23 protein-coding genes are annotated in these 20,959 nt (G+C 63.3%); 15 read left to right on the top strand and 8 right to left on the bottom strand.

Features of this window, described 5'->3' with window-relative positions:
- Positions 1–26 precede the first annotated feature (26 nt).
- From ACQKPS_RS10695 to ACQKPS_RS10655, 9 genes are all read left to right on the top strand, one after another.
- Positions 27–713, top strand: coding sequence for a YggS family pyridoxal phosphate-dependent enzyme (locus ACQKPS_RS10695; RefSeq protein WP_254482653.1), 687 nt, complete (start codon positions 27–29; stop codon positions 711–713).
- 38 nt (positions 714–751) lie between these two features.
- Positions 752–1,570: a pyrroline-5-carboxylate reductase gene (gene proC, locus ACQKPS_RS10690; RefSeq protein WP_427603971.1), complete on the top strand. Its 819-nt coding sequence runs from the start codon at positions 752–754 to the stop codon at positions 1,568–1,570.
- 10 nt (positions 1,571–1,580) lie between these two features.
- Positions 1,581–2,171, top strand: a complete 591-nt coding sequence (locus tag ACQKPS_RS10685) for a YggT family protein (protein WP_027920981.1) — start codon at positions 1,581–1,583, stop codon at positions 2,169–2,171.
- Positions 2,172–2,270: 99 nt separating this feature from the next.
- Complete coding sequence (gene metX / locus ACQKPS_RS10680; RefSeq protein ID WP_176508103.1) at positions 2,271–3,410, top strand: homoserine O-succinyltransferase MetX; 1,140 nt, start codon at positions 2,271–2,273, stop codon at positions 3,408–3,410.
- A gap of 7 nt (positions 3,411–3,417) precedes the next feature.
- Positions 3,418–4,038 carry a methionine biosynthesis protein MetW gene (metW, locus tag ACQKPS_RS10675; RefSeq protein ID WP_054884211.1) on the top strand — a complete coding sequence of 207 codons (621 nt, stop codon included), beginning with the start codon at positions 3,418–3,420 and terminating at the stop codon, positions 4,036–4,038.
- Between the two features lie 22 nt (positions 4,039–4,060).
- Complete coding sequence (locus ACQKPS_RS10670) at positions 4,061–4,495, top strand: DUF4426 domain-containing protein (protein ID WP_254482651.1); 435 nt, start codon at positions 4,061–4,063, stop codon at positions 4,493–4,495.
- A complete protein-coding gene (rdgB, locus tag ACQKPS_RS10665) occupies positions 4,492–5,088 on the top strand; it encodes an RdgB/HAM1 family non-canonical purine NTP pyrophosphatase (protein ID WP_186601820.1) in 597 nt (198 codons plus the stop codon). The genes ACQKPS_RS10670 and rdgB overlap by 4 nt, the downstream gene beginning before the upstream one ends.
- Positions 5,085–6,260, top strand: a complete 1,176-nt coding sequence (gene hemW / locus ACQKPS_RS10660; protein ID WP_254482650.1) for a radical SAM family heme chaperone HemW — start codon at positions 5,085–5,087, stop codon at positions 6,258–6,260. The genes rdgB and hemW overlap by 4 nt, the downstream gene beginning before the upstream one ends.
- Before the next feature lie 9 nt (positions 6,261–6,269).
- Positions 6,270–6,596, top strand: a complete 327-nt coding sequence (locus ACQKPS_RS10655) for a DUF3392 family protein (RefSeq protein ID WP_027920975.1) — start codon at positions 6,270–6,272, stop codon at positions 6,594–6,596.
- A 629-nt stretch (positions 6,597–7,225) separates the two neighbouring features.
- Here ACQKPS_RS10655 and trmB read toward each other — a convergent pair.
- The 4 genes from trmB to ACQKPS_RS10635 all read right to left on the bottom strand — a co-directional run bounded on the left by trmB (position 7,226) and on the right by ACQKPS_RS10635 (position 9,499).
- Positions 7,226–7,948, bottom strand: coding sequence for a tRNA (guanosine(46)-N7)-methyltransferase TrmB (gene trmB, locus ACQKPS_RS10650; RefSeq protein ID WP_103446094.1), 723 nt, complete (start codon positions 7,946–7,948; stop codon positions 7,226–7,228).
- A gap of 9 nt (positions 7,949–7,957) precedes the next feature.
- Positions 7,958–8,770: a thiazole synthase gene (locus ACQKPS_RS10645; RefSeq protein ID WP_027920973.1), complete on the bottom strand. Its 813-nt coding sequence runs from the start codon at positions 8,768–8,770 to the stop codon at positions 7,958–7,960.
- A 54-nt stretch (positions 8,771–8,824) separates the two neighbouring features.
- Positions 8,825–9,025, bottom strand: a complete 201-nt coding sequence (gene thiS, locus ACQKPS_RS10640) for a sulfur carrier protein ThiS (RefSeq protein WP_099814494.1) — start codon at positions 9,023–9,025, stop codon at positions 8,825–8,827.
- A gap of 102 nt (positions 9,026–9,127) precedes the next feature.
- Positions 9,128–9,499, bottom strand: a complete 372-nt coding sequence (locus ACQKPS_RS10635; RefSeq protein ID WP_254482649.1) for a DUF423 domain-containing protein — start codon at positions 9,497–9,499, stop codon at positions 9,128–9,130.
- Positions 9,500–9,563: 64 nt separating this feature from the next.
- Here ACQKPS_RS10635 and mtgA point away from each other — a divergent pair, with 64 nt between their 5' ends.
- Positions 9,564–10,274 (top strand): monofunctional biosynthetic peptidoglycan transglycosylase, encoded by a 711-nt coding sequence (gene mtgA / locus ACQKPS_RS10630; protein WP_176508218.1) that lies wholly within the window; start codon positions 9,564–9,566, stop codon positions 10,272–10,274.
- 61 nt (positions 10,275–10,335) lie between these two features.
- On the opposite strand, the gene rpoH is transcribed toward mtgA, so the two are convergent.
- From rpoH to ftsY, 4 genes are all read right to left on the bottom strand, one after another.
- The gene (gene rpoH / locus ACQKPS_RS10625; protein WP_054884203.1) at positions 10,336–11,190 is read right to left on the bottom strand and encodes an RNA polymerase sigma factor RpoH; all 855 of its coding nucleotides are present in this window, start codon (positions 11,188–11,190) and stop codon (positions 10,336–10,338) included.
- Between the two features lie 111 nt (positions 11,191–11,301).
- Positions 11,302–12,330: a permease-like cell division protein FtsX gene (ftsX, locus tag ACQKPS_RS10620; RefSeq protein ID WP_254482648.1), complete on the bottom strand. Its 1,029-nt coding sequence runs from the start codon at positions 12,328–12,330 to the stop codon at positions 11,302–11,304.
- A complete protein-coding gene (gene ftsE, locus ACQKPS_RS10615; RefSeq protein ID WP_134691327.1) occupies positions 12,327–12,998 on the bottom strand; it encodes a cell division ATP-binding protein FtsE in 672 nt (223 codons plus the stop codon). Before ftsE ends, ftsX begins: the two co-directional genes overlap by 4 nt.
- Before the next feature lie 2 nt (positions 12,999–13,000).
- Positions 13,001–14,518, bottom strand: coding sequence for a signal recognition particle-docking protein FtsY (gene ftsY / locus ACQKPS_RS10610; protein WP_427603964.1), 1,518 nt, complete (start codon positions 14,516–14,518; stop codon positions 13,001–13,003).
- Positions 14,519–14,750: 232 nt separating this feature from the next.
- Here ftsY and ACQKPS_RS10605 point away from each other — a divergent pair, with 232 nt between their 5' ends.
- The 5 genes from ACQKPS_RS10605 to ACQKPS_RS10585 all read left to right on the top strand — a co-directional run bounded on the left by ACQKPS_RS10605 (position 14,751) and on the right by ACQKPS_RS10585 (position 20,935).
- Complete coding sequence (locus tag ACQKPS_RS10605; protein ID WP_254482646.1) at positions 14,751–16,106, top strand: M16 family metallopeptidase; 1,356 nt, start codon at positions 14,751–14,753, stop codon at positions 16,104–16,106.
- On the top strand, positions 16,099–17,583 hold the full coding sequence (locus ACQKPS_RS10600; protein ID WP_427603961.1) for a M16 family metallopeptidase: 1,485 nt from the start codon (positions 16,099–16,101) through the stop codon (positions 17,581–17,583). Before ACQKPS_RS10605 ends, ACQKPS_RS10600 begins: the two co-directional genes overlap by 8 nt.
- The gene (gene rsmD, locus ACQKPS_RS10595) at positions 17,583–18,185 is read left to right on the top strand and encodes a 16S rRNA (guanine(966)-N(2))-methyltransferase RsmD (protein WP_254482643.1); all 603 of its coding nucleotides are present in this window, start codon (positions 17,583–17,585) and stop codon (positions 18,183–18,185) included. Before ACQKPS_RS10600 ends, rsmD begins: the two co-directional genes overlap by 1 nt.
- Positions 18,186–18,270: 85 nt before the next feature.
- On the top strand, positions 18,271–19,572 hold the full coding sequence (locus ACQKPS_RS10590; protein WP_254482642.1) for a M16 family metallopeptidase: 1,302 nt from the start codon (positions 18,271–18,273) through the stop codon (positions 19,570–19,572).
- Positions 19,565–20,935 carry a M16 family metallopeptidase gene (locus tag ACQKPS_RS10585; protein WP_427603959.1) on the top strand — a complete coding sequence of 457 codons (1,371 nt, stop codon included), beginning with the start codon at positions 19,565–19,567 and terminating at the stop codon, positions 20,933–20,935. The genes ACQKPS_RS10590 and ACQKPS_RS10585 overlap by 8 nt, the downstream gene beginning before the upstream one ends.
- The last annotated feature ends 24 nt before the right edge of the window (positions 20,936–20,959 follow it).

The raw sequence follows: 20,959 nt of genomic DNA, 5'->3' as shown, positions 1-20,959 counted from the left end.
ACCTCCAGAGCCGACGGCATCGATCCATGTCCACCATAGCAGACAACCTTTCCGCCCTCGCCGCCCGCATCCACAGCGCCGCCCAGGCTGCCGGACGTGATCCGGCGAGTGTCCAGCTGCTGGCCGTAAGCAAGACCAAACCGGCCAGTGCCATACGCGAAATCTACGCTGCCGGGGTGCGTGATGTGGGTGAAAACTACCTGCAGGAAGCCCTGGCCAAGCAGCAAGAACTGCGTGACCTGCCCTTGATCTGGCACTTCATCGGCCCCATTCAGTCGAACAAGACCAAAGCCATTGCCGAACATTTCGACTGGGTACACTCCGTGGACCGCCTGAAGATCGCCCAACGCCTGTCCGAACAGCGCCCTGCGGGCCTGCCAGCACTGAACATCTGCCTGCAGGTGAACGTCAGCGGCGAAGACAGCAAATCCGGTTGCGCCCCGGTCGACCTGCCCGCACTGGCCAGGGACGTGGCGGCACTGCCAAACCTGCGCCTGCGCGGGCTGATGGCGATCCCTGAGCCGACCGAAGACCGTACCGCCCAGGAAGCCGCCTTCGCCAGCCTGAACCAGCTACAGGCAAGCCTGGGACTTGGCCTAGATACCCTGTCGATGGGCATGAGCCACGACCTGGAAGCGGCCATCGCCCAGGGAGCGACCTGGGTTCGTATCGGTACCGCCCTGTTCGGCGCACGCCAGTACGGCCCCGTCTGATTCCATGCTTTACTCACTCTTTCCTTCAAGGACCTGACATGAGCAAGACACGTATTGCCTTTATCGGCGCCGGCAACATGGCCGCCAGCCTGATCGGCGGCCTGCGTGCCCAGGGCATGGACGCGGCGCAGATCCGTGCCAGCGACCCCGGCGCCGAAACCCGCACCCGCATCCAGGCCGAGCACGGCATCGAGGTGCTCGAGGACAACGCCCAGGCCATTGCCGGTGCCGACGTGATCGTGCTGGCGGTGAAACCGCAAGTCATGAAGGCCGTGTGCGAGGCGCTGAAACCTGACCTCGAAGCTGGCCAGCTGATCGTCTCTATCGCTGCCGGCATCACCTGTGACAGCCTGCAGACCTGGCTTGGCGCCCGCCCAGTGGTACGCTGCATGCCCAACACACCAGCGTTGCTGCGCCAGGGCGTCAGCGGCCTGTATGCCACCGCTGAAGTGTCCGCCGAGCAACGCCAGCAGGCCGAACAGCTGCTGTCGGCAGTCGGCACCGCACTGTGGCTGGAGCAAGAGCAACAACTGGATGCCGTCACCGCGGTGTCCGGCAGTGGCCCGGCCTACTTCTTCCTGCTGATCGAAGCCATGACCGCCGCTGGCGAAAAACTGGGCCTGCCACGCGAAACCGCCTCGCAACTGACCCTGCAAACGGCCCTGGGCGCCGCGCGCATGGCGGTGGCCAGCGATGTCGACGCCGCAGAGCTGCGCCGCCGCGTCACCTCGCCAGCCGGCACCACCGAGGCGGCGATCAAGTCGTTCCAGGGCAATGGCTTCGAAGCCATCGTCGCGCAGGCGCTGCAAGCGGCGTCGAAACGTTCCGCCGAGCTGGCCGAACAACTGGGCAAATAAGGAGCTGTTGATGAATGCATTGTCCGGCGCCGCGATCTTCGTGGTGCAAACCCTGGTCAGCCTGTACCTGGTGATCGTCCTGCTGCGCTTCGTGCTGCAACTGGTCAAGGCCAATTTCTACAACCCGCTGAGCCAGTTCGCCGTGCGCGCAACCCAGCCACTGCTCAAGCCGATCCGCCGGGTGATTCCGAGCATCGGCGGCCTGGATACCTCGTCGCTGCTGCTGGCGATCGTCATCCAGGCGCTGCTGATGGGCTTCGTGCTGATGGTCACCTACGGCACCTTCGGCGACGTGCTGCACCTGCTGATGTGGGCCATCATCGGTATCACCTCGCTGTTCCTGAAAATCTTCTGGGTGGCGATGATCGTCATGGTGATCGTTTCCTGGGTCGCACCGAACAGCCACAACCCCGCTGCCGAGCTTGCCTGGCAGATCAGCGAACCGGTGCTGGCACCGTTCCGCCGTATCGTGCCCAACCTGGGCGGCATGGACATCTCGCCGATCTTCGCCTTCTTGGCGATCCAGGTGATCCAGTCATTCGTCATGCCGCCGCTGGCCGCCTATGCCGGCATGCCACAGGAACTGTGGCGGATGATCTGAGCCGCAGGCACTGCTGCTTACCTCCCGTGGCAAGCCTTCGCTTGCCGCTGGGGGGAGTGCTCTTTAGACTTACGCCTCCGTCAAGCGTGAGCAGGGTCGATGTCCACTGTCCTTCCCGAAGATTCCGTCGGTCTGGTTACACCGCAAATTGCCAGCTTCGATGAACCGCTGGCCTTGGCCTGCGGCCGTTCGCTGAACAGCTACGAGCTGGTCTACGAGACCTATGGCACCCTGAATGCCAGCGCGAGCAATGCCGTGCTGATCTGCCATGCCCTGTCCGGCCATCACCATGCCGCGGGCTACCATGCCACCACCGACCGCAAGCCGGGCTGGTGGGACAGCTGCATCGGTCCCGGCAAGCCGATCGACACCAATCGCTTCTTCGTGGTCAGCCTGAACAACCTCGGCGGCTGCAATGGCAGCACCGGCCCGAGCAGCGTCAATCCGGCCACCGGCAAGCCTTATGGCGCCGAGTTCCCGGTACTGACCGTTGAAGACTGGGTGCATAGCCAGGCGCGCCTGGCTGATCGCCTGGGCATCCAGCAGTGGGCTGCCATCGTGGGCGGCAGCCTGGGGGGCATGCAGGCCCTGCAATGGACCATCACCTACCCTGATCGCGTGCGCCACTGTGTGGATATCGCCTCGGCCCCCAAACTGTCGGCGCAGAACATCGCCTTCAACGAAGTGGCACGCCAGGCCATCCTTACCGACCCTGAGTTCCACGGCGGTTCGTTCCAGGACCAGGGCGTGATCCCCAAGCGCGGCCTGATGCTGGCACGCATGGTCGGCCACATCACTTACCTGTCCGACGACTCGATGGGTGAGAAATTCGGCCGCGAGCTGAAGAGCGACAAGCTCAACTACGACTTCCACAGTGTCGAATTCCAGGTCGAAAGCTACCTGCGCTATCAGGGCGAGGAGTTTTCCGGCCGCTTCGACGCCAACACCTACCTGCTGATGACCAAGGCCCTGGACTACTTCGACCCGGCCGCTGCCAATGGCGGCGACCTGGCGGCGACCCTGGCCCACGTCAAGGCGGATTACTGCATCATGTCGTTCACCACCGACTGGCGCTTCTCGCCGGCCCGCTCGCGGGAGATCGTCGACGCGCTGATGGCGGCCCGCAAGAACGTCTGTTATCTGGAGATCGATTCGCCTTACGGCCACGATGCCTTCCTGATACCCACGCCTCGCTACATGCAGGGTTTCGCGAACTACATGAACCGCATCGTCATCTGAGGACAGCATGAGAGCCGATCTGGAAATCATCCACGACTGGATTCCCGCCGGCAGCCGGGTACTCGACCTGGGCTGCGGCAGTGGCGAGCTGCTGGCCTCGCTGCGTGACCGCAAGCAGGTCACCGGCTATGGCCTGGAAATCGACCCCGACAACATCGCTGCCTGCGTGGCCAGGGGCGTCAACGTCATCGAGCAGGACCTCGACAAGGGCCTGGGCAACTTTGCCAGCAACAGCTTCGACGTGGTCATCATGACCCAGGCCCTGCAGGCCGTGGAGTACCCGGACCGCATCCTCGACGAAATGCTGCGGGTGGGCCGCCAGTGCATCATCACCTTCCCCAACTTCGGCCACTGGCGCTGCCGCTGGTACCTGGCCACCAAGGGGCGCATGCCGGTCTCGGACTTCATGCCGTACACCTGGTACAACACGCCGAACATCCACTTCTGCACCTTCGCCGACTTCGAAGAGCTGTGCCATGAGCGCCGCGCCAAGGTCCTTGACCGCCTGGCCGTCGACCACTTGCACCGTAACGGGTGGGGCGGGCGGCTTTGGCCTAATCTTCTAGGTGAAATCGGCATCTATCGCGTCAGCAGCCCGGGCCTGCAGGAGCATCAACTGGCGGTCTGACGCCCACCGGAGGACTCGCACCATGCGTCGCCTAGCCCTGTTCCTGATCAGCCTGTGCCTGGCCCTGCCAGTGATGGCGGCCGATGCCGCCCGACCTGAGCGCAAGGAAGTGTTTGGCGACGTGACGGTGCACTACAGCGCCTTCACCTCAAGCCTGTTGCAACCGGACATCGCCGCTGCCACCGGGCTCAACCGGAGCAAGAACCAAGGCGTGCTCAACATCGCTGTGCTCAAGGCCGACAAGCCGGCCATGGCGGTGGTCAGCGGCACGGTGAAGGACCTGACCGGGCGCACCAGCCCGCTGTCGTTCAAGCAGATAACCGACCAGGGTGCGGTGTATTACATCGCCCAGTTCAGGATCGAGCAGGCCGAAACCCTGACCTTCGACCTGAATGTCGAAACCGGCGGGGTCAGCCACAAACTCAGTTTCAACCAGGAAGTGTTCCCAGGCGAATGATGAATTTCCAGCAACTCGTATTGGCCAGCCACAACGCCGGCAAACTCAAGGAACTCCAGGCCATGCTCGGCCAGTCCGTGCAACTGCGCTCGATCGGTGAGTTCAGCCAGGTCGAACCCGAAGAGACCGGCCTTTCGTTCGTCGAGAACGCCATCCTCAAAGCCCGCAACGCTGCGCGCATCTCGGGCCTGCCGGCACTGGCCGACGATTCCGGCCTGGCAGTGGACTTTCTCGGCGGCGCACCGGGTATCTACTCGGCGCGCTATGCCGATGGCAAGGGTGATGCGGCGAACAACGCCAAGCTGCTCGAGGCGCTGAAGGACGTGCCGCCAGAGCAGCGCGGCGCCCAGTTCGTCTGCGTACTGGCCCTGGTGCGCCACGCCGACGACCCACTACCGATCCTTTGCGAAGGCCTGTGGCACGGCAGCATCCTGTTCGAGGCCAGCGGCGAGCATGGCTTCGGTTACGACCCGCTGTTCTGGGTGCCGGAGCGCAAGTGCTCCAGCGCCGACCTCGCGCCTGCGGATAAGAACCAGCTCAGCCACCGCGCCCGCGCCATGGCCCTGCTGCGTCAACGTCTGGGCCTGGCATGATCGCAACGCTGTCCGAAGCCGGCGCGGTGGCGCTCACCAGCCTGCCGCCGCTGGCCCTGTACATCCACATCCCGTGGTGCGTGCGCAAATGCCCGTACTGCGACTTCAACTCCCATGCCGCCGGGCCCGAGCTGCCGGAAGAGGCCTACGTCGACGCGCTGTTGACCGACCTCGACCTGGAGCTGGCCGCTGCCCAAGGCCGGACCCTGTCGTCGATTTTCTTCGGCGGCGGCACCCCGAGCCTGTTCAGTGCCAACGCCCTGGGGCGTCTGCTGCGTGGCGTGGAGCAACGCATCCCGTTCGCGGCAGACATCGAGATCACACTTGAGGCCAACCCCGGTACCTTCGAGCAAGAGAAGTTCAAGGCCTACCGGCAGACCGGTATCAATCGCCTGTCCATCGGTGTACAGAGCTTCCAGCCGGCCAAACTCCAAGCGCTGGGCCGCATTCATAATGGCGACGAAGCGATCCGCGCCGCTGGCATGGCGCGCGCGGCAGGCTTCGACAACTTCAACATGGACCTGATGCACGGCCTGCCTGACCAGTCGCTGGATGACGCGTTGGGCGATCTGCGTCAGGCCATCGACCTCGGGCCGACGCACTTGTCGTGGTACCAGCTGACGGTCGAGCCGAACACGGTGTTCTGGAACCAGCCGCCAGAGCTACCTGAAGATGAGATCCTCTGGGACATCCAGGAGGCCGGCCAGGCGCTGATGGCGGCCAACGGCTTCAGGCAGTACGAAGTTTCCGCCTACGCCCAGGCTGACCGCGCTGCCCGGCACAACCTCAACTACTGGCGTTTTGGCGATTTCATCGGCATCGGAGCCGGGGCCCACGGCAAGCTGACCTTCACCGACGGCCGCATCCTGCGTACCTGGAAGACCCGCCTGCCCAAGGACTACCTGAACCTGGCCAAGCCGTTCAAGGCCGGCGAGAAGCTGTTGCCGGTGGATGAGCTGCCGTTCGAGTTCCTGATGAACGCCTTGCGCCTCACCGATGGTGTGGAAGCCGAGCTGTTCACCCAGCGCACCGGGCTGCCCCTGGCGCAGCTGGCCGAAGCCCGCCGCGCCGCCGAACAAAAAGGCCTTTTGCAGGTCGAACCGGATCGACTGGTGGCCACGCCACGCGGCCAGCTGTTCCTCAATGACCTGCTGCAGTATTTCTTGACCTAAGGATGACCCATGGATCTGGTACTTGATCTGCTCGCCACGGTTTCGCGCTGGAGCCGCAGCAATCTGTCTGAGATTTCCCTGGCCCTGGTAGGCTGCCTGCTGGTGCTGTTCGGCACCGACATCAAAGGCTGGGTGGACCAGCGCCTGGGTGCCCTGGCGGGCGCGCTGCGGGTACCGGTAATGGCTGCCCTGGTGATGATCGGCAGTGGTGCGGCGCTGATCTATGCCACGCCTTGGGTGGTGAAGGGATTGGGGCAGTTCAACAACTACGCACTGGCGCCAGTGTTGCTGGTGGTGCTGGTGTTGATTGGCGTGGTGGCTGATCGTCGCGGGTGAGCCTGCTAAAAGCTGCCCCGGAGAACCAGGGCAGCCCTACCACCTGACTAGCCCTTACTGGGCATCATCGAAGTGATCACGCATGAAGTCTCTTGCGGTCTTGAGCACAGTCAAGATCCGGATGAGCTTCCAGACGCGGCTCAGCGCATCAAGCAAACGCTTCATATGCCTTGGCCTCCGTGTTGGCGGGCCAATCTTCCAGCATCTAACCGGCGCTTCGATGCCTTCGAAAACTGTGTGAAGTCCTCAGTGAAGTGGCCAGGTTGATGGCCCTTCGAAGAGATTCACCGGCATGGTTCTCAGGCCATGTCGAAGGGGCCGAAAAGCAGAATTCTTCACCTACCCGGCCCATCACTGAGTTGGCTCACACAGGAGCAACGCAATAGTACTCGGACTATCCGGCCAAGACTGTTAACCGCTTCGACACACGTAATGCGGGATATTTCCGCACATTGACCCTAGCTCTGAAGGTGCCTATGATCTTGTGACTGTGTGGAGTTTTCGGTGAAGCCTCAGAGCGAAGGATACTCAGTCCTGTCGCTCCCATAAAAAAACCGCTCTTCTCCGAGCGGTTTTTTTTCGCCTGCATTTCTACAAGCCTCGGCGTATCGGAAGGCTCAATCAGCCAATCAATCCACCTTCTCGAACTTCAGATCCCACACCCCATGCCCCAGTCGCTCGCCGCGGCGTTCGAACTTGGTGATCGGGCGCTCTTCAGGGCGTGGCACGTAGGTGCCGTCCTCAGCACGGTTGCGATAACCAGGGGCGGCGCTCATCACTTCCAGCATGTACTCGGCATACGGCTCCCAGTCGGTGGCCATGTGGAATACGCCACCGGGCTTGAGCTTGCGCCGCACCAGTTCGGCGAACTCCAGCTGGACGATGCGGCGCTTGTGGTGACGCGCCTTGTGCCACGGGTCCGGGAAGAACAGCATCAGCCGGTCGAGGCTGTTGTCGGCCACGCAGCGGTTGAGCACTTCGATCGCATCGCAGTCATACACCCGCAGGTTCTTCAGGCCTTGGGTCAGCACGCCGTTGAGCAGCGCACCGACACCCGGACGGTGTACCTCGACACCGATGAAGTCCTGTTCAGGCGCGGCAGCGGCCATTTCCAGCAGGGAATGGCCCATGCCGAAGCCGATCTCCAAGGTACGCGGCGCCGAACGGCCGAATACCTGGTCGTAGTCCACCGGGCTGTCGGCCAGCGGCAGGATAAACTGCGGGCCGCCCTGGTCGAGGCCACGTTGCTGGCCTTCGGTCATGCGCCCGGCGCGCATCACGAAGCTCTTGATGCGGCGGTGTGGGCGCTGGTCGCCGTCGGCGGAGATCGGCGTATCTTGCGAGTCAGTCATCAGGGGCTCTTACTTGATCAGACCATCCAGCGGCGAAGAGGCGCTGGCGTAAAGTTTTTTCGGCATGCGGCCGGCCAGGTAGGCCATGCGGCCAGCCAGGATAGCGTGCTTCATGGCCTCGGCCATCAGCACCGGCTGCTGGGCGTGGGCGATGGCGGAGTTCATCAGCACGGCTTCACAGCCCATTTCCATGGCGATGGTGGCGTCGGAGGCGGTACCGACACCCGCGTCGACCAGCACCGGCACCTTCGACTCTTCGAGGATGATCTGCAGGTTGTACGGGTTGCAGATCCCCAGGCCAGTGCCGATCAGGCCAGCCAGCGGCATCACCGCGATGCAGCCGGCTTCGGCCAGCTGGCGGGCGATGATCGGATCGTCGCTGGTGTAGACCATCACGTCGAAGCCGTCCTTGACCAGCACTTCGGCGGCCTTGAGGGTTTCGATCACGTTGGGGAACAGGGTTTTCTGGTCGGCCAGCACTTCCAGCTTCACCAGAGTGCGCGACTCATGGGACTTGTGACCATCGAGCAACTCGCGGGCCAGACGGCAGGTACGCACCGCCTCGACAGCATCAAAGCAACCTGCAGTGTTTGGCAGGATGGTGTACTTGTCGGGCGACAGCACGTCGAGCAGGTTCGGCTCGCCCGCATTCTGGCCAAGGTTGGTCCGGCGCACGGCCACGGTGACGATCTCGGCACCCGAGGCCTCGGTGGCCAGGCGGGTTTCTTCCATGTCACGGTACTTGCCGGTGCCGACCAGCAGGCGCGACTGGAAAGTGCGCCCGGCCAGGATGAAGGGCTTGTCGCTACGAACGTTGCTCATCGTTGTTCCTCGGGAAAAGATTGCTGGGCTTGCAGGTGAATCGCCGAACCGGGCTCAGCCGCCACCGATGGCGTGGACCACTTCGACCTGGTCGCCTTCGCTCAGCTGCGTGCTGTCGTGCTGGCTACGCGGCACGATATCCAGGTTGAGTTCCACCGCCACCCGGCGCCCGGTCAGTTCCAGGCGGGCCAGCAGGGCCGCGACGCTTTCGCCAGCGGGCAATTCGTAAGGTTCACCGTTCAGTTGAATGCGCATGCGCACGGCCACCATTGTTCTTTGGGGCCCGCATTCTAGCGCCGATCCACGCACGAACCCAAGGGCGCTGCACGCCATTAGTCGCGATTGTGGACCGCTTGGTCAGCCCAGGCGCCAGGCAGCCAGGCCCAGGCACAGCCAACCGGCAAGGAAGCACAGGCCGCCGAAGGGGGTGATGATGCCCAGTTTGCCCAGGCCGCTGAGCGTCAGCAGGTACAGGCTACCGGAGAACAGTACGATCCCCAGGGCGAACAGACCGCCTGCCCAGCCGACCAGGCGCCCCGGCAGGTGTACCGAAAGCACAGCCACAGCGAAGATCGCCAGGGCATGCACCAGCTGATAGGTCACCCCTGTGTGGAAAATGGCCAGATAATCGGCTGTCAGGCGGTTCTTCAGCCCATGTGCGGCAAACGCGCCCAGGGCAACGCCGGTAAAGCCGAAGAAAGCAGCGAGCATGAGGAAGCTGCGAAGCATGGGACGACTCCTTGTATCGGGTCTGTATAATGGCCCGTTCCACCGGTCCGGCCAAGCCATCGCCATGCTGTCATCCATTCTCCGCCGCCTCGCCCGCGCCCTGCTCTGGTTCGCTGCCGGCAGCATCGTGCTGGTGCTGGTGTTTCGCTGGGTACCACCGCCTGGCACGGCCTTGATGCTCGAACGCAAGGTGCAATCATGGGTGAGTGGCGAGCCGATTGACCTGCAACGCGACTGGGAGCCGTGGGAGAACATCTCCGACGAACTCAAGGTGGCCGTCATCGCTGGTGAAGACCAGAAGTTTGCCAGCCATTGGGGCTTCGACATTCCGGCCATCCAGGCGGCGCTTGCGTACAACGAGCGTGGCGGCAGCATTCGTGGCGCCAGCACCCTGACCCAGCAGGTAGCCAAGAACCTGTTCTTGTGGTCGGGCCGCAGCTGGTTCCGCAAGGGGCTGGAGGCCTGGTTCACGGGGCTGATCGAACTGTTCTGGTCGAAGGAGCGGATTCTTGAGGTTTACCTGAACAGCGCCGAGTGGGGCAAAGGCGTGTTCGGTGCCCAGGCTGCGGCGCGTTATCACTTTGGCGTCGATGCCAGCCGACTGACCCGCCAGCAGGCCGCACAACTGGCCGCAGTGCTGCCGAGCCCGATCAAGTGGAGTGCCAGCCGGCCCAGCGCCTATGTGGCAAGCCGGGCGGGCTGGATTCGCCGGCAGATGAGCCAGCTGGGCGGGCCCAGCTACCTGATGCAGCTGGACAGCTCGCGCAGGCCGTAAACCCAACAAAAAAGCCGCTCACCCTCTCGGGTCAGCGGCTTTTCAATGCAGCCAGGCCAGGTCAGACGGTAATCAGCGCCTTGACCTTGTTCATCGCATTCTTCTCCAACTGGCGAATACGCTCAGCCGAAACACTGTACTTGTCAGCCAGCTCATGCAGCGTGGCCTTTTCTTCCGCCAGCCAGCGCTGATAGAGGATATCGCGGCTACGGTCATCCAGGCCTTGCAATGCTTCGTGCAGGTTGCTGGTGGAGTTGTCGCTCCAGTCGGCATCTTCCAGCTGCACAGCCGGATCGTAGCGGTGGTCTTCCAGATAATGCGCTGGCGACTGAAAGGCGCTGTCGTCATCCGCTTCGGCTGCCGGGTCGAAGGCCATGTCCTGGCCACTCAGGCGGCTTTCCATCTCGCGCACTTCACGCGGCTCGACGCCGAGGCTTTCCGCCACACGATGCACTTCGTCGTTGTTCAGCCAGGCCAGACGCTTCTTCTGGCTGCGCAGATTGAAGAACAGCTTGCGCTGGGCCTTGGTGGTGGCCACCTTGACGATGCGCCAGTTACGCAGGATGAATTCGTGGATCTCTGCCTTGATCCAGTGCACGGCGAAGGATACCAGTCGCACACCCATTTCCGGGTTGAAACGCTTGACCGCCTTCATCAGGCCGACGTTGCCTTCCTGGATCAGGTCGGCCTGCGCCAGACCGTAGCCTGCATAGCTACGTGCGATATGCACAACGAAACGCAGGTGGGCCATCACCATTTGCCGAGCGGCCTCAAGATCCTGCTCATAGTAGAGACGCTCGGCCAGATCACGCTCCTGCTCGACAGACAGCAGCGGGATGCTGTTGACCGTGTGCACGTAGGCTTCCAGGTTTGCACCGGGCACCAGGGCATAGGCAGGTTGCAACGATGTGGTCATTCAAGAACCTCCGACTTACAAAACTCGCGCCTTGTGAGCGCTGCCAACATTGACCCGGAACGACCGTACAAGTTCCATCGTGAAGGAAATGTCAATGCTGGCACGTAATAACTATCGCGGCGCCAGCTCGTTCAAGTGGCGGGCGACTGCGATCCATGCACCGATATACCCCAACAGCACCGCTCCGATCAAGAGCGACAGACCATCGGACGCCGGCACCCCGCCCAGGGCGAAGTCACTGCCATACAGCCCGGAAAGCCCTACCACGGCCTCGTTGAGCCAGTTCAGGCCAAAGGCCAGGATGCCCCAGGCCAGCACTCCCGCACCCAGGCCGTACAAGGCGCCCATGTACAGGAAAGGCCTGCGGACGTAGCTGTCTGTACCGCCTACCAGCTTGATCACTTCGATCTCGATGCGGCGGTTTTCGATATGTAGACGAATTGTGTTACCGATTACTAACAGCAGCGCGGAAATCAGCATTACCGCCAGGCCGAAGACAAAACGGTCGCCCAGCTTGAGGATCGCCGCCAGCCGCTCGACCCATACCAGGTCCAGTTGCGCATTCTCGACCCTTGGCAACTCCGAAAGACGTTGACGGAGGGCTTCCAGGGCAGGTTTATCGACTTCGGTCGGGGTCACCACCACTACACCGGGCAACGGGTTGTCAGGCAGTTCACGCAGGGCCTCGCCTAGCCCGGACTGCTGCTGGAACTCCTGCAGGGCCTGCCCGGGACTGACGTATTGGGCATCGGCGACCCCCGGCATGCGCTTGATGTCATCACGCAGGGCTTCGCCCTGCTGGCTACCTGCATCGAGCTTCAGGTACAGCGAAATCTGTGCGGCGCGTTGCCATGAGCCACCCAGCACCTCGATATTTTTCAGCAGCAGCGACAGCCCCATTGGCATGCTCAGGGCCACGGCCATCACCAGGCAGGTGAAGAAGCTGCCGATCGGCTGCTTGCCCAGCCGTCGCAGGCTGTCGGCCAGGCTGGCGCGATGGCTTTCCAGCCAGGCGTGCAACAGGGTGCGGAAATCCGGGCCGTCGTCATCGTGATCGCCGCCCTTCTTCCTGGCCGGCTGCGGGTCGGCAGCCTTGGGCGCAACGCGCTCGGAAACCTTTGGTGTACGTGTAGTGCTCATTGCCCGGCCTCCCCATCGCCGATCAGACGACCGCGCTGCAGGGTCAGCATGCGGTGGCGCATGCGCGCAATCAGTGCCAGGTCGTGACTGGCGATCAGAACCGTGGTGCCCAGGCGGTTGATATCCTCGAACACGCCCATGATCTCTGCGGCCAGGCGCGGGTCGAGGTTACCCGTGGGCTCGTCCGCCAGCAGCAAGGCTGGCTGGTGGACGATGGCGCGGGCGATACCGACCCGCTGTTGTTGACCTGTGGACAAGTCAGCCGGGAACAGCTCGCCCTTGTCGGACAGCGACACCCGCTCCAGCGCCGAATCCACGCGCTTGGCGATCTCGGTCTTGGACAAGCCGAGAATCTGCAGCGGCAGGGCGATGTTGTTGAACACGGTGCGGTCGAACAGCAGCTGGTGGTTCTGGAACACCACGCCAATCTGCCGACGCAGGAACGGGATCTGCGCATTGCTGATCTGGCCCAGGTCCTGCCCAGCCAGCATCAGCTTGCCGCTGGTCGGGCGTTCCATGGCCAGCAACAGGCGCAGCAAGGTGCTCTTGCCCGCGCCCGAGTGCCCGGTGACGAACAGGAACTCGCCCCGGCGCGCGCGGAAGCTCAGCTCGTGCAAGCCGACATGGCCGTTAGGGTAGCGCTTGGCAACCTGTTCGAATCGGATCATGGTCAGTCTCGCTCGGCGAACAGAGCCTTGACGAACGGCTCGGCTTCGAAGGTACGCAGGTCGTCGATGCCCTCACCGACCCCGATGAAGCGGATCGGCAGCTTGAACTGCTTGGCCAGGGCGAAGATCACCCCACCTTTGGCAGTGCCATCCAGCTTGGTCAGCGCCAGGCCGGTCAGTTCGACGCTCTGATGGAAGTACTTGGCCTGGCTGATGGCGTTCTGCCCGGTACCGGCGTCGAGCACCAACAGCACCTCGTGGGGTGCCTCGGCGTCGAGCTTGCCGATGACCCGGCGGACCTTCTTGAGCTCCTCCATCAGGTTGTCTTTGGTGTGCAGCCGGCCAGCGGTGTCGGCGATCAGCACATCGATACCACGGGCTTTGGCAGCCTGTACCGCGTCGAAGATCACCGAGGCGGAATCGGCGCCGGTGTGCTGGGCAATCACCGGGATCTGGTTACGCTCGCCCCAGACTTGCAATTGCTCCACGGCAGCGGCACGGAAGGTATCACCGGCAGCCAGCATGACCTTCTTGCCTTCCAGCTGCAGCTTCTTGGCCAGTTTGCCGATGGTGGTGGTCTTGCCGGCACCGTTCACGCCGACAACCAGAATCACATAGGGCTTGTTCTGCGCCTGAACCTTGAGCGGCTGCTCGACAGGGCGCAGCAGGGCTGCCAGCTCCTCCTGCAGCGACTTGTACAGCGCGTCGGCGTCGGCCAGCTGCTTGCGGGCGACCTTCTGGGTCAGGTTCTGAACGATGGCCGAGGTGGCTTCGACGCCGACGTCGGCAGTGAGCAGACGGGTTTCGATCTCGTCGAGCAGGTCGTCATCGATGACCTTCTTGCCCAGGAACAGGCTGGCCATGCCCTCGCCGATGCTGGCGCTGGTCTTCGACAGGCCCTGCTTGAGGCGGGCGAAGAAACCGGGCTTGGACTGCTCGGTGGCGACCGGGGCAGCCACCTCGGGAGCGGGTTGCGGCTCCACAGGCGCAGGGGCCACGACTGGCGCCACGACCACCGGTTCTGGTGCGGGACGCTCCGGAATCACCGGCGGCGCCTTCGGCTGCAGGTCCGGCACCAGCGCCACAGGCTCTTCGGCTACCGGCAGCACCAGGTTGCTGACTGGGGCTGCGTGCTCGACCACCGGAGCAGTCTCGACCGGCGCTGCGTGTACAGGCATGGAAGCGATTGGCTCGGGCACCGGAGCGACCAGCGGCTCGGAAGCGACCGGTTGAGGCTCGGGGGCCACTACTGGCGTGGAAGCGACTGGCTCTGGCGCAGGCGCTTCGACCACCGGAGCCATGGGCTCGACCGGCGCAGGCGGCTGTACTTCGACACGCGGCTGCTCGGCGGCGGGCTGCGGCGTTACCGGCTCGACTGGCTGTACCTCGGGCGCGGGTGGCTCAGGCGTTTGAGGCTGTTCGGCGACAGGTTGCTGCGGTTTCTTGCGAAACCAGCTGAACAGGCCTTTTTTCTCGCCAGCCTCGGCCGGCGCTTTTTTGTCGTCGTTGGAACCAAACATGGAAGACGGCTATCTCAGGGTAGCGATGGGCCAGCAACTGGCACATCAGGAATTCTCTAAACGCAGAACAGACTATTTTGAATCCGACTGGTTCATGCGCAATGTTTTGTCTTAATGGGCCTGCTGGCCAGAACGGCGACAGGCATGGTCGCCAGGCAACCGGATCAGTATCCTAGCACCTCCTGGCCCGCCGACGCTAAACCAGCGGGCCGCCGAACAGGTTAATCACCGTATGAATGCTCTAGCCCGCCGCGCCGCTGGCCTGTTGCTCGGCACGCTCTGCCTGCCGCTCGCGGCGTTCGCCGCCGACGTGCAACCGACCCACGAATTCATCCTCGACAACGGCCTGAAAGTGGTCGTGCGCGAAGACCACCGTGCCCCGGTGGTCGTCTCGCAGATCTGGTACAAGGTCGGCTCCAGCTACGAGACCCCAGGCCAGACCGGCTTGTCCCATGCCCTGGAGCACATGATGTTCAAGGGCAGCGCCAAGATCGGCCCCGGCGAGGCCTCGCGCATCCTGCGTGACCTCGGCGCGGAAGAAAACGCCTTCACCAGCGACGACTACACCGCCTACTACCAGGTGCTGGCCCGCGACCGCCTGCCGGTGGCCCTTGAGCTCGAAGCCGACCGCCTGGCCAGCCTGCGCCTGCCTGCCGACGAGTTCGCCCGGGAAATCGAGGTGATCAAGGAAGAGCGCCGCCTGCGTACCGATGACCAGCCAAGTTCCAAGGCCTTCGAGCTGTTCCGTGCCATGGCCTTCCCGGCCAGCGGCTACCACACCCCGACCATCGGCTGGATGGCCGACCTCGAGCGCATGAAGGTCGAGGAACTGCGTCACTGGTACGAATCCTGGTACGCACCGAACAACGCCACCCTGGTGGTGGTCGGCGATGTCACCGCCGATGAGGTCAAAGGCCTGGCACAGAAATACTTCGGCAGCATCCCCAAGCGCGCCGTGCCACCCGCAAAACTGCCGCTGGAACTGGCCGAACCGGGCCAGCGCCAGCTGACCTTGCACGTACGCACCCAGTTGCCGAGCCTGATCTACGGCTTCAACGTACCGGGCCTGGCCACTGCCAAGGAGCCCCGCACCGTGCATGCCCTGCGGCTTATCTCGGCGCTGCTCGACGGCGGCTACAGCGCCCGCATGCCGGCACGCCTGGAGCGTGGCCAGGAGCTGGTGGCCGGCGCCTCGTCCAGCTACAACGCCTTCACCCGAGGCGACAGCCTGTTCCTGATCTCGGCCACGCCGAACGTGCAAAAACAGAAAACCCTGGCTGACGTCGAAAAAGGCCTCTGGCAGTTGCTCGACGAACTCAAGACCACTCCGCCAAGCGCCGAAGAGCTGGAGCGCGTGCGCGCCCAGGTCATCGCCGGACTGGTCTACGATCGCGACTCCATCAGCAGCCAGGCCACCACCATCGGCCAGCTGGAAACCGTCGGCCTGTCCTGGAAGCTGATCGACAGCGAGCTGGACGAACTCAAGCGCGTCACCCCACAAGACGTGCAAGACGCTGCACGCACCTATTTCACCCGCGAACGCCTGAGCGTTGCCCACGTACTGCCCGAGGAGTCCGCTCATGAGTGAACGCAGCGCACCACGCTACACCCTGATCGGCACGGGCATCATTGCGCTGGTAGTGGCCGTGGCCGCCGTGCTCGCCCGGCCAGCACATTCCGAGGCCCAAAGCAGCGCCGCCCGCCCGGCCAACACCCTGCAATCACTGGCCGAGCTTGATGGCAAGGCCCCCAGCAGGCGCCAGCTGAACATCCAGAACTGGACCACCGCCGAAGGCGCCCGGGTATTGTTCGTCGAGGCCCGCGAGCTGCCGATGTTCGACTTGCGCGTGACGTTTGCCGCTGGCAGCAGCCAGGACGGCAACACCCCTGGCCTGGCCAGCCTGACCAACGCCATGCTCAACGAGGGCGTGGCCGGCAAGGACGTGACGGCCATTGCCGAAGGCTTCGAGGGCCTGGGTGCTGATTTTGGCAACGGCTCCTACCGCGACATGGCCGTGGCTTCGCTGCGCAGCCTGAGCGCCAAGGACAAGCGCGAGCCCGCCCTCAAGCTGTTCGCCGAAGTGACCGGCAAGCCAACCTTCCCGGAAGACGCACTGCAACGCATCAAGAACCAGCTGCTGGCCGGTTTCGAGTATGAGAAGCAAAACCCTGGCAAGATCGCCGGCAAGGCGCTGTTCAGCAAGCTCTACGGCGATCACCCGTACGCCCAGCCAAGCGATGGCAGCGCCGAGAGCGTGCCAGGCATCACCCTCGAGCAGTTGCGCGCCTTCCACGCCAAGGCCTATGCCGCTGGCAACGCGGTGATTGCCCTGGTCGGCGACCTTAGCCGCGAGGAAGCCGAGGCCGTCGCCGCCCAGGTCTCGGCCGCCCTGCCCAAAGGCCCGGCACTGGCCAAACCGGCCCAGCCGGTCGAGCCCAAGGCTGGCGTCACCCATATCGACTTCCCGAGCAAGCAGACGCACCTGATGCTCGCCGAGCTTGGCATCGACCGCCAGGATCCGGACTGGCCGGCCCTTTCGCTGGGCAACCAGATCCTCGGCGGCGGCGCCTTCGGCACCCGCCTGATGAGTGAAGTCCGCGAAAAACGCGGCCTGACCTACGGCGTGTACTCGGTATTCAGCCCGATGCAGGTGCGTGGCCCGTTCATGATCAACCTGCAGACCCGCGCTGAACTCAGTGAAGGCACGCTCAAGCTGGTGCAGGACATCCTCGCCGACTACCTCAAGAGCGGCCCGACCCAGCAAGAGCTGGACGACGCCAAACGCGAACTGGCCGGCAGCTTCCCGCTATCCAATGCCAGCAATGCCAGCATCGTCGGCCAACTCGGTGCGATCGGTTTCTACAACCTGCCACTGACCTGGCTGGAAGACTTCATGCAGCAGTCCCAGGCGCTGACCGTCGAACAGGTCAAGGCGGCGATGAACAAGCACCTGGCAGCCGATAAACTGGTGATCGTCACCGTTGGCCCGAAAGTGCCACAAAAGCCACTGCCCGCCCCCACTGACAAACCGTCCGAGCAGCCGCTCGGCGTACCGGAGCACTAATGCCTAGATCCACCCCTCCCGCCCGCCCGCAGCAGGGCCAAAGCAAGGGCCAGGGTCACCTGCGCATCATCGCCGGCGAGTGGCGCAGCCGTCGCCTGGCGGTACCGGAAGGCGAAGGCCTGCGCCCCACACCCGACCGCGTGCGCGAAACCGTGTTCAACTGGCTGGCACCCTACATCGAAGGCGCCCAGGTGCTGGATGCTTTCACCGGCAGCGGCGCTCTGGTGCTGGAAGCGCTGTCCCGAGGCGCTGCGGATGCCGTGGCACTGGACAGCAACTCCGCGGCCATCAGCAACCTGAAGAACAACCTCGAGCTCCTGCGCTGCCCACGCGGGCAAATCCTGCAGACCGACGCCCTGCGCTACCTGCAGAACCCGGCCAAGCAGCAGTTCGACGTGGTGTTCCTCGACCCGCCGTTCCACCAGGACTTGCTGGCCAATACCTGCAACCTGCTGGAGCAGAACCAGTGGCTGCGCGAACAGGCGTGGATCTACACCGAAAGCGAGGCTGCACCGTCGACCCTGCCGATGCCCGGCAACTGGCGCCTGCACCGTGAGAAGAAGACCGGCCAGGTGCATTACGCGCTATGGCAACGGGGCTGATCACCTGAACGATTAATTAGTTACCGCAAACCCGCTGCCAGCATGGTTGAAGCTGCTCCCTCGTTCTTGCAGGAGCACTTCAACCATGATCGAACACCCTTCTGCGCCCTCCCAGGGCAGCACCGTGCAATCGTTCACCCTTGCCAATGGCCTGCGTATCTACCTGCGCGAAGACCATCGCGCACCGCTGGTCAGTGCACAGCTGTGGTATCACGTGGGTTCGAGCTACGAGCCTGCAGGCCACACCGGTCTTTCCCATGCCTTGGAGCATCTGCTGCTCGAAGGCAGCAGCAAACTGGCCAGTGGCCAATATTCGGCAGTCATGACACGTCTTGGCGGCAATCCGAACGCATTCACTTCAACCGACGCTACGTACATTCCGCTGACATTGCCGGGCAGCCGGCTGGAGGTTGCCCTCGAAGCCATGGCTGATGTCATGGCCAGCGCCACCCTCAGCGATACACCTTTCGCTCGCGAACTGAATGTGGTCATGGCAGAGCGCCGAGAGCAGGTCGACAACAACCCCTTGGCACTGGCACTGGAGCATCACCAGTCACTGGCTTACGGCCCCGGTGGCTATGGCAACCCCGTAATTGGCCACAAGGCCGATCTCGAGCACCTGACACCTGCTGCGGCCCGTACGTGGTACCAGACTTGGTACCTGCCCAACAACGCCACACTGGCAGTGTCAGGCGACATTACCCTGGCGCAGCTGCAAAGCCTGGTAAATCGACACTTCGCAGCGATCCCGGCCAAGCGCCTGCCAGCGCGAAGAGCCCTTGGCGCGCCACCGTTGCAGGATCGACGCCACCAGACGCTGCGACTACCCGGCCAGTACACAGGCACGATCCTCAGCTTCAACCTCCCCAGCCAATGCACTGCGCATTCCGGCGAACAGGCGTATGCATTGCGGCTGCTGCCCGATCTGCTTGCCGACGGGCACAGCAGCACCCTGCAGCAACGACTGGTTCTGGACGACCCGATACTGCAGGCCCTACGCCCCGAATACGAACCCTGGCAGCGCGGGGACAGCTTGCTCGCGCTTCACGCCTTCTGCAGTCCGCAAACAACGCCGGAGATCGCAGCCGAGAGGCTGATGCTGGAAATCGAAGCCTTTCGCCAGTCGGCGCCTTCCAGGCAAGACCTGCAGCGCGCCAAGGCCCGCCTGCTGGCCAGGCAGTTGTTCGAGAAGGACGACATTGACAAGCAAGCACAGGCCATCGGCAAACAGGCCGCCTGCGGCCTGGACCCGGTTGCGCTGGAAGACGAGCGTCAAGCCATCGAAGCCGTGACAGCCGAACAGATTGGTCAGGCGGCCCTCGAGTTCCTGACTGAATCCCGTGCCGCCATCACTTTCATGCACCACAAGGAAAGCGCTCATGAATGACTCGACTACGCCCCAGAAGCCTGCCCAAGCCAACAGCCTTTACGGTGGGCTGATCTCTGCCCAAGGGCTTGACCTGGATCGGTTCGCGCCCATCCAGACGCAAGTACAAGCCTGGACGACAGAAGCGGGCACAACCGTAAAATTCGTCGAAGCCCGCGGGTTGCCTATCGTTGACGTAATTCTGAGGTTCCGGGCCGGCACCGTTCAGGACACTGCGCACCCCGGCCTGGCAGCCTTGACGTTGTACATGCTCGACGAAGGCAGCCATCAGTACACGGCCACTCAACAGGCCGAACATATCGAGCGCCTGGGTGCGATAATCGCAAAGCAGATACGTCTGGAGCACGCGACGCTGAGCCTGCGCAGCCGTAGTACACAGGCCGCGCTAGGGCCTGCCTTGGCGCTCTTCATCGACCTCGTGGCTAATCCTGCGTTCGGTTCCTCTGCCTTGGAGAAGATCAAAAAGCATTTGCTGCAGAGCAGCGCTGCCCGAGAGCGACGTCCTGAATTGAGGGCGCGTAGCGAAGCCTTCGGTCACGTGTTCAGTGGCCATCCTTATGGCTGCCCTCTGGGCGTCACCGAAGAGGGTATTGCGGCGGTTACCACAGACGACCTGCGGGCCTTTCATCAACGCGCCTATTGCGCCAGCAATTTGGAGATGGTCGTGGTCGGCGACCTTTCCCTTGCAGAAGCTCAAGCACTCTCACGTCAGGTCAGTCAGGCTCTGCCACAAGGCTGGTCGGCGACGGATCTGCCAGCAGTCCCTGCAGCCACTCCCGCTACCATCAACATTGAACAACCCGGCACGAGCAGCGCTGTCCTGCTGGCACTTCCCTTGAACGTGCCCGCCAATGATCCGCAGTTTCCGGCCCTGGTGCTCGCCAGCGGCATACTGGGTGAAGGCCTCGAATCGCGCTTGATGGTCGAACTGCGCGAACGCCGCGGCCTCACTTACGGCGTCTACAGCCATTTGTCGCCATTGCGGGCAGGCGGTTTGTTCACCGTCCAATGGAAGATCGCACCCGCCCATGTCGAAGGGACTCAGGAACTGATAATGACCCTGCTGCGAGACTTCATCGAACAAGGGCCGACCCAGGCTGAATTGCAATTGGCCCGTAAACAGCTGGAAGGAAAATTGCTACGCGACGTCGCTCAGAACAAGCGCCTGGCAGCACTGCTCGCGGATCTGAGCCATCAACGTCAACCTGACGACCATCTCAACACCTACATCGAGCGCATCAACAGGTTGACTCCGGCAGATGTGCGCGCCGCCATGCAGCGTCATCTCGACCTAAGCTACAGGGTAAAGGTCAGTGTCGGCCCACGCGTCGAGCAGCAACCTCTGCCAGCCCCCGACCAATAGGGCAGGTACAGCGGCGAGGTTTCA

The organism is Pseudomonas sp. NPDC086566 (genome assembly GCF_050280885.1).
Lineage (GTDB): Bacteria > Pseudomonadota > Gammaproteobacteria > Pseudomonadales > Pseudomonadaceae > Aquipseudomonas > Aquipseudomonas vlassakiae.
This window is presented reverse-complemented; position numbering and strand designations above follow the sequence as displayed.

Excerpts from the sequence above, each read along its gene's own strand:
- ftsY (WP_427603964.1), bottom strand. The coding sequence starts at position 14,518 with ATGTTTGGTTCCAACGACGACAAAAAAGCGCCGGCCGAGGCTGGCGAG.
- ACQKPS_RS10655 (WP_027920975.1), top strand. The coding sequence starts at position 6,270 with ATGGATCTGGTACTTGATCTGCTCGCCACGGTTTCGCGCTGGAGCCGC.
- rsmD (WP_254482643.1), top strand. The coding sequence starts at position 17,583 with ATGCCTAGATCCACCCCTCCCGCCCGCCCGCAGCAGGGCCAAAGCAAG.
- ACQKPS_RS10635 (WP_254482649.1), bottom strand. The coding sequence starts at position 9,499 with ATGCTTCGCAGCTTCCTCATGCTCGCTGCTTTCTTCGGCTTTACCGGC.
- thiS (WP_099814494.1), bottom strand. The coding sequence starts at position 9,025 with ATGCGCATTCAACTGAACGGTGAACCTTACGAATTGCCCGCTGGCGAA.
- ACQKPS_RS10600 (WP_427603961.1), top strand. The coding sequence starts at position 16,099 with ATGAGTGAACGCAGCGCACCACGCTACACCCTGATCGGCACGGGCATC.
- trmB (WP_103446094.1), bottom strand. The coding sequence starts at position 7,948 with ATGACTGACTCGCAAGATACGCCGATCTCCGCCGACGGCGACCAGCGC.
- ACQKPS_RS10605 (WP_254482646.1), top strand. The coding sequence starts at position 14,751 with ATGAATGCTCTAGCCCGCCGCGCCGCTGGCCTGTTGCTCGGCACGCTC.
- ACQKPS_RS10585 (WP_427603959.1), top strand. The coding sequence starts at position 19,565 with ATGAATGACTCGACTACGCCCCAGAAGCCTGCCCAAGCCAACAGCCTT.
- mtgA (WP_176508218.1), top strand. The coding sequence starts at position 9,564 with ATGCTGTCATCCATTCTCCGCCGCCTCGCCCGCGCCCTGCTCTGGTTC.
- ACQKPS_RS10685 (WP_027920981.1), top strand. The coding sequence starts at position 1,581 with ATGAATGCATTGTCCGGCGCCGCGATCTTCGTGGTGCAAACCCTGGTC.
- ACQKPS_RS10670 (WP_254482651.1), top strand. The coding sequence starts at position 4,061 with ATGCGTCGCCTAGCCCTGTTCCTGATCAGCCTGTGCCTGGCCCTGCCA.
- hemW (WP_254482650.1), top strand. The coding sequence starts at position 5,085 with ATGATCGCAACGCTGTCCGAAGCCGGCGCGGTGGCGCTCACCAGCCTG.
- ACQKPS_RS10590 (WP_254482642.1), top strand. The coding sequence starts at position 18,271 with ATGATCGAACACCCTTCTGCGCCCTCCCAGGGCAGCACCGTGCAATCG.
- ACQKPS_RS10645 (WP_027920973.1), bottom strand. The coding sequence starts at position 8,770 with ATGAGCAACGTTCGTAGCGACAAGCCCTTCATCCTGGCCGGGCGCACT.
- ftsE (WP_134691327.1), bottom strand. The coding sequence starts at position 12,998 with ATGATCCGATTCGAACAGGTTGCCAAGCGCTACCCTAACGGCCATGTC.
- ftsX (WP_254482648.1), bottom strand. The coding sequence starts at position 12,330 with ATGAGCACTACACGTACACCAAAGGTTTCCGAGCGCGTTGCGCCCAAG.
- metW (WP_054884211.1), top strand. The coding sequence starts at position 3,418 with ATGAGAGCCGATCTGGAAATCATCCACGACTGGATTCCCGCCGGCAGC.
- proC (WP_427603971.1), top strand. The coding sequence starts at position 752 with ATGAGCAAGACACGTATTGCCTTTATCGGCGCCGGCAACATGGCCGCC.
- metX (WP_176508103.1), top strand. The coding sequence starts at position 2,271 with ATGTCCACTGTCCTTCCCGAAGATTCCGTCGGTCTGGTTACACCGCAA.
- rpoH (WP_054884203.1), bottom strand. The coding sequence starts at position 11,190 with ATGACCACATCGTTGCAACCTGCCTATGCCCTGGTGCCCGGTGCAAAC.
- ACQKPS_RS10695 (WP_254482653.1), top strand. The coding sequence starts at position 27 with ATGTCCACCATAGCAGACAACCTTTCCGCCCTCGCCGCCCGCATCCAC.
- rdgB (WP_186601820.1), top strand. The coding sequence starts at position 4,492 with ATGATGAATTTCCAGCAACTCGTATTGGCCAGCCACAACGCCGGCAAA.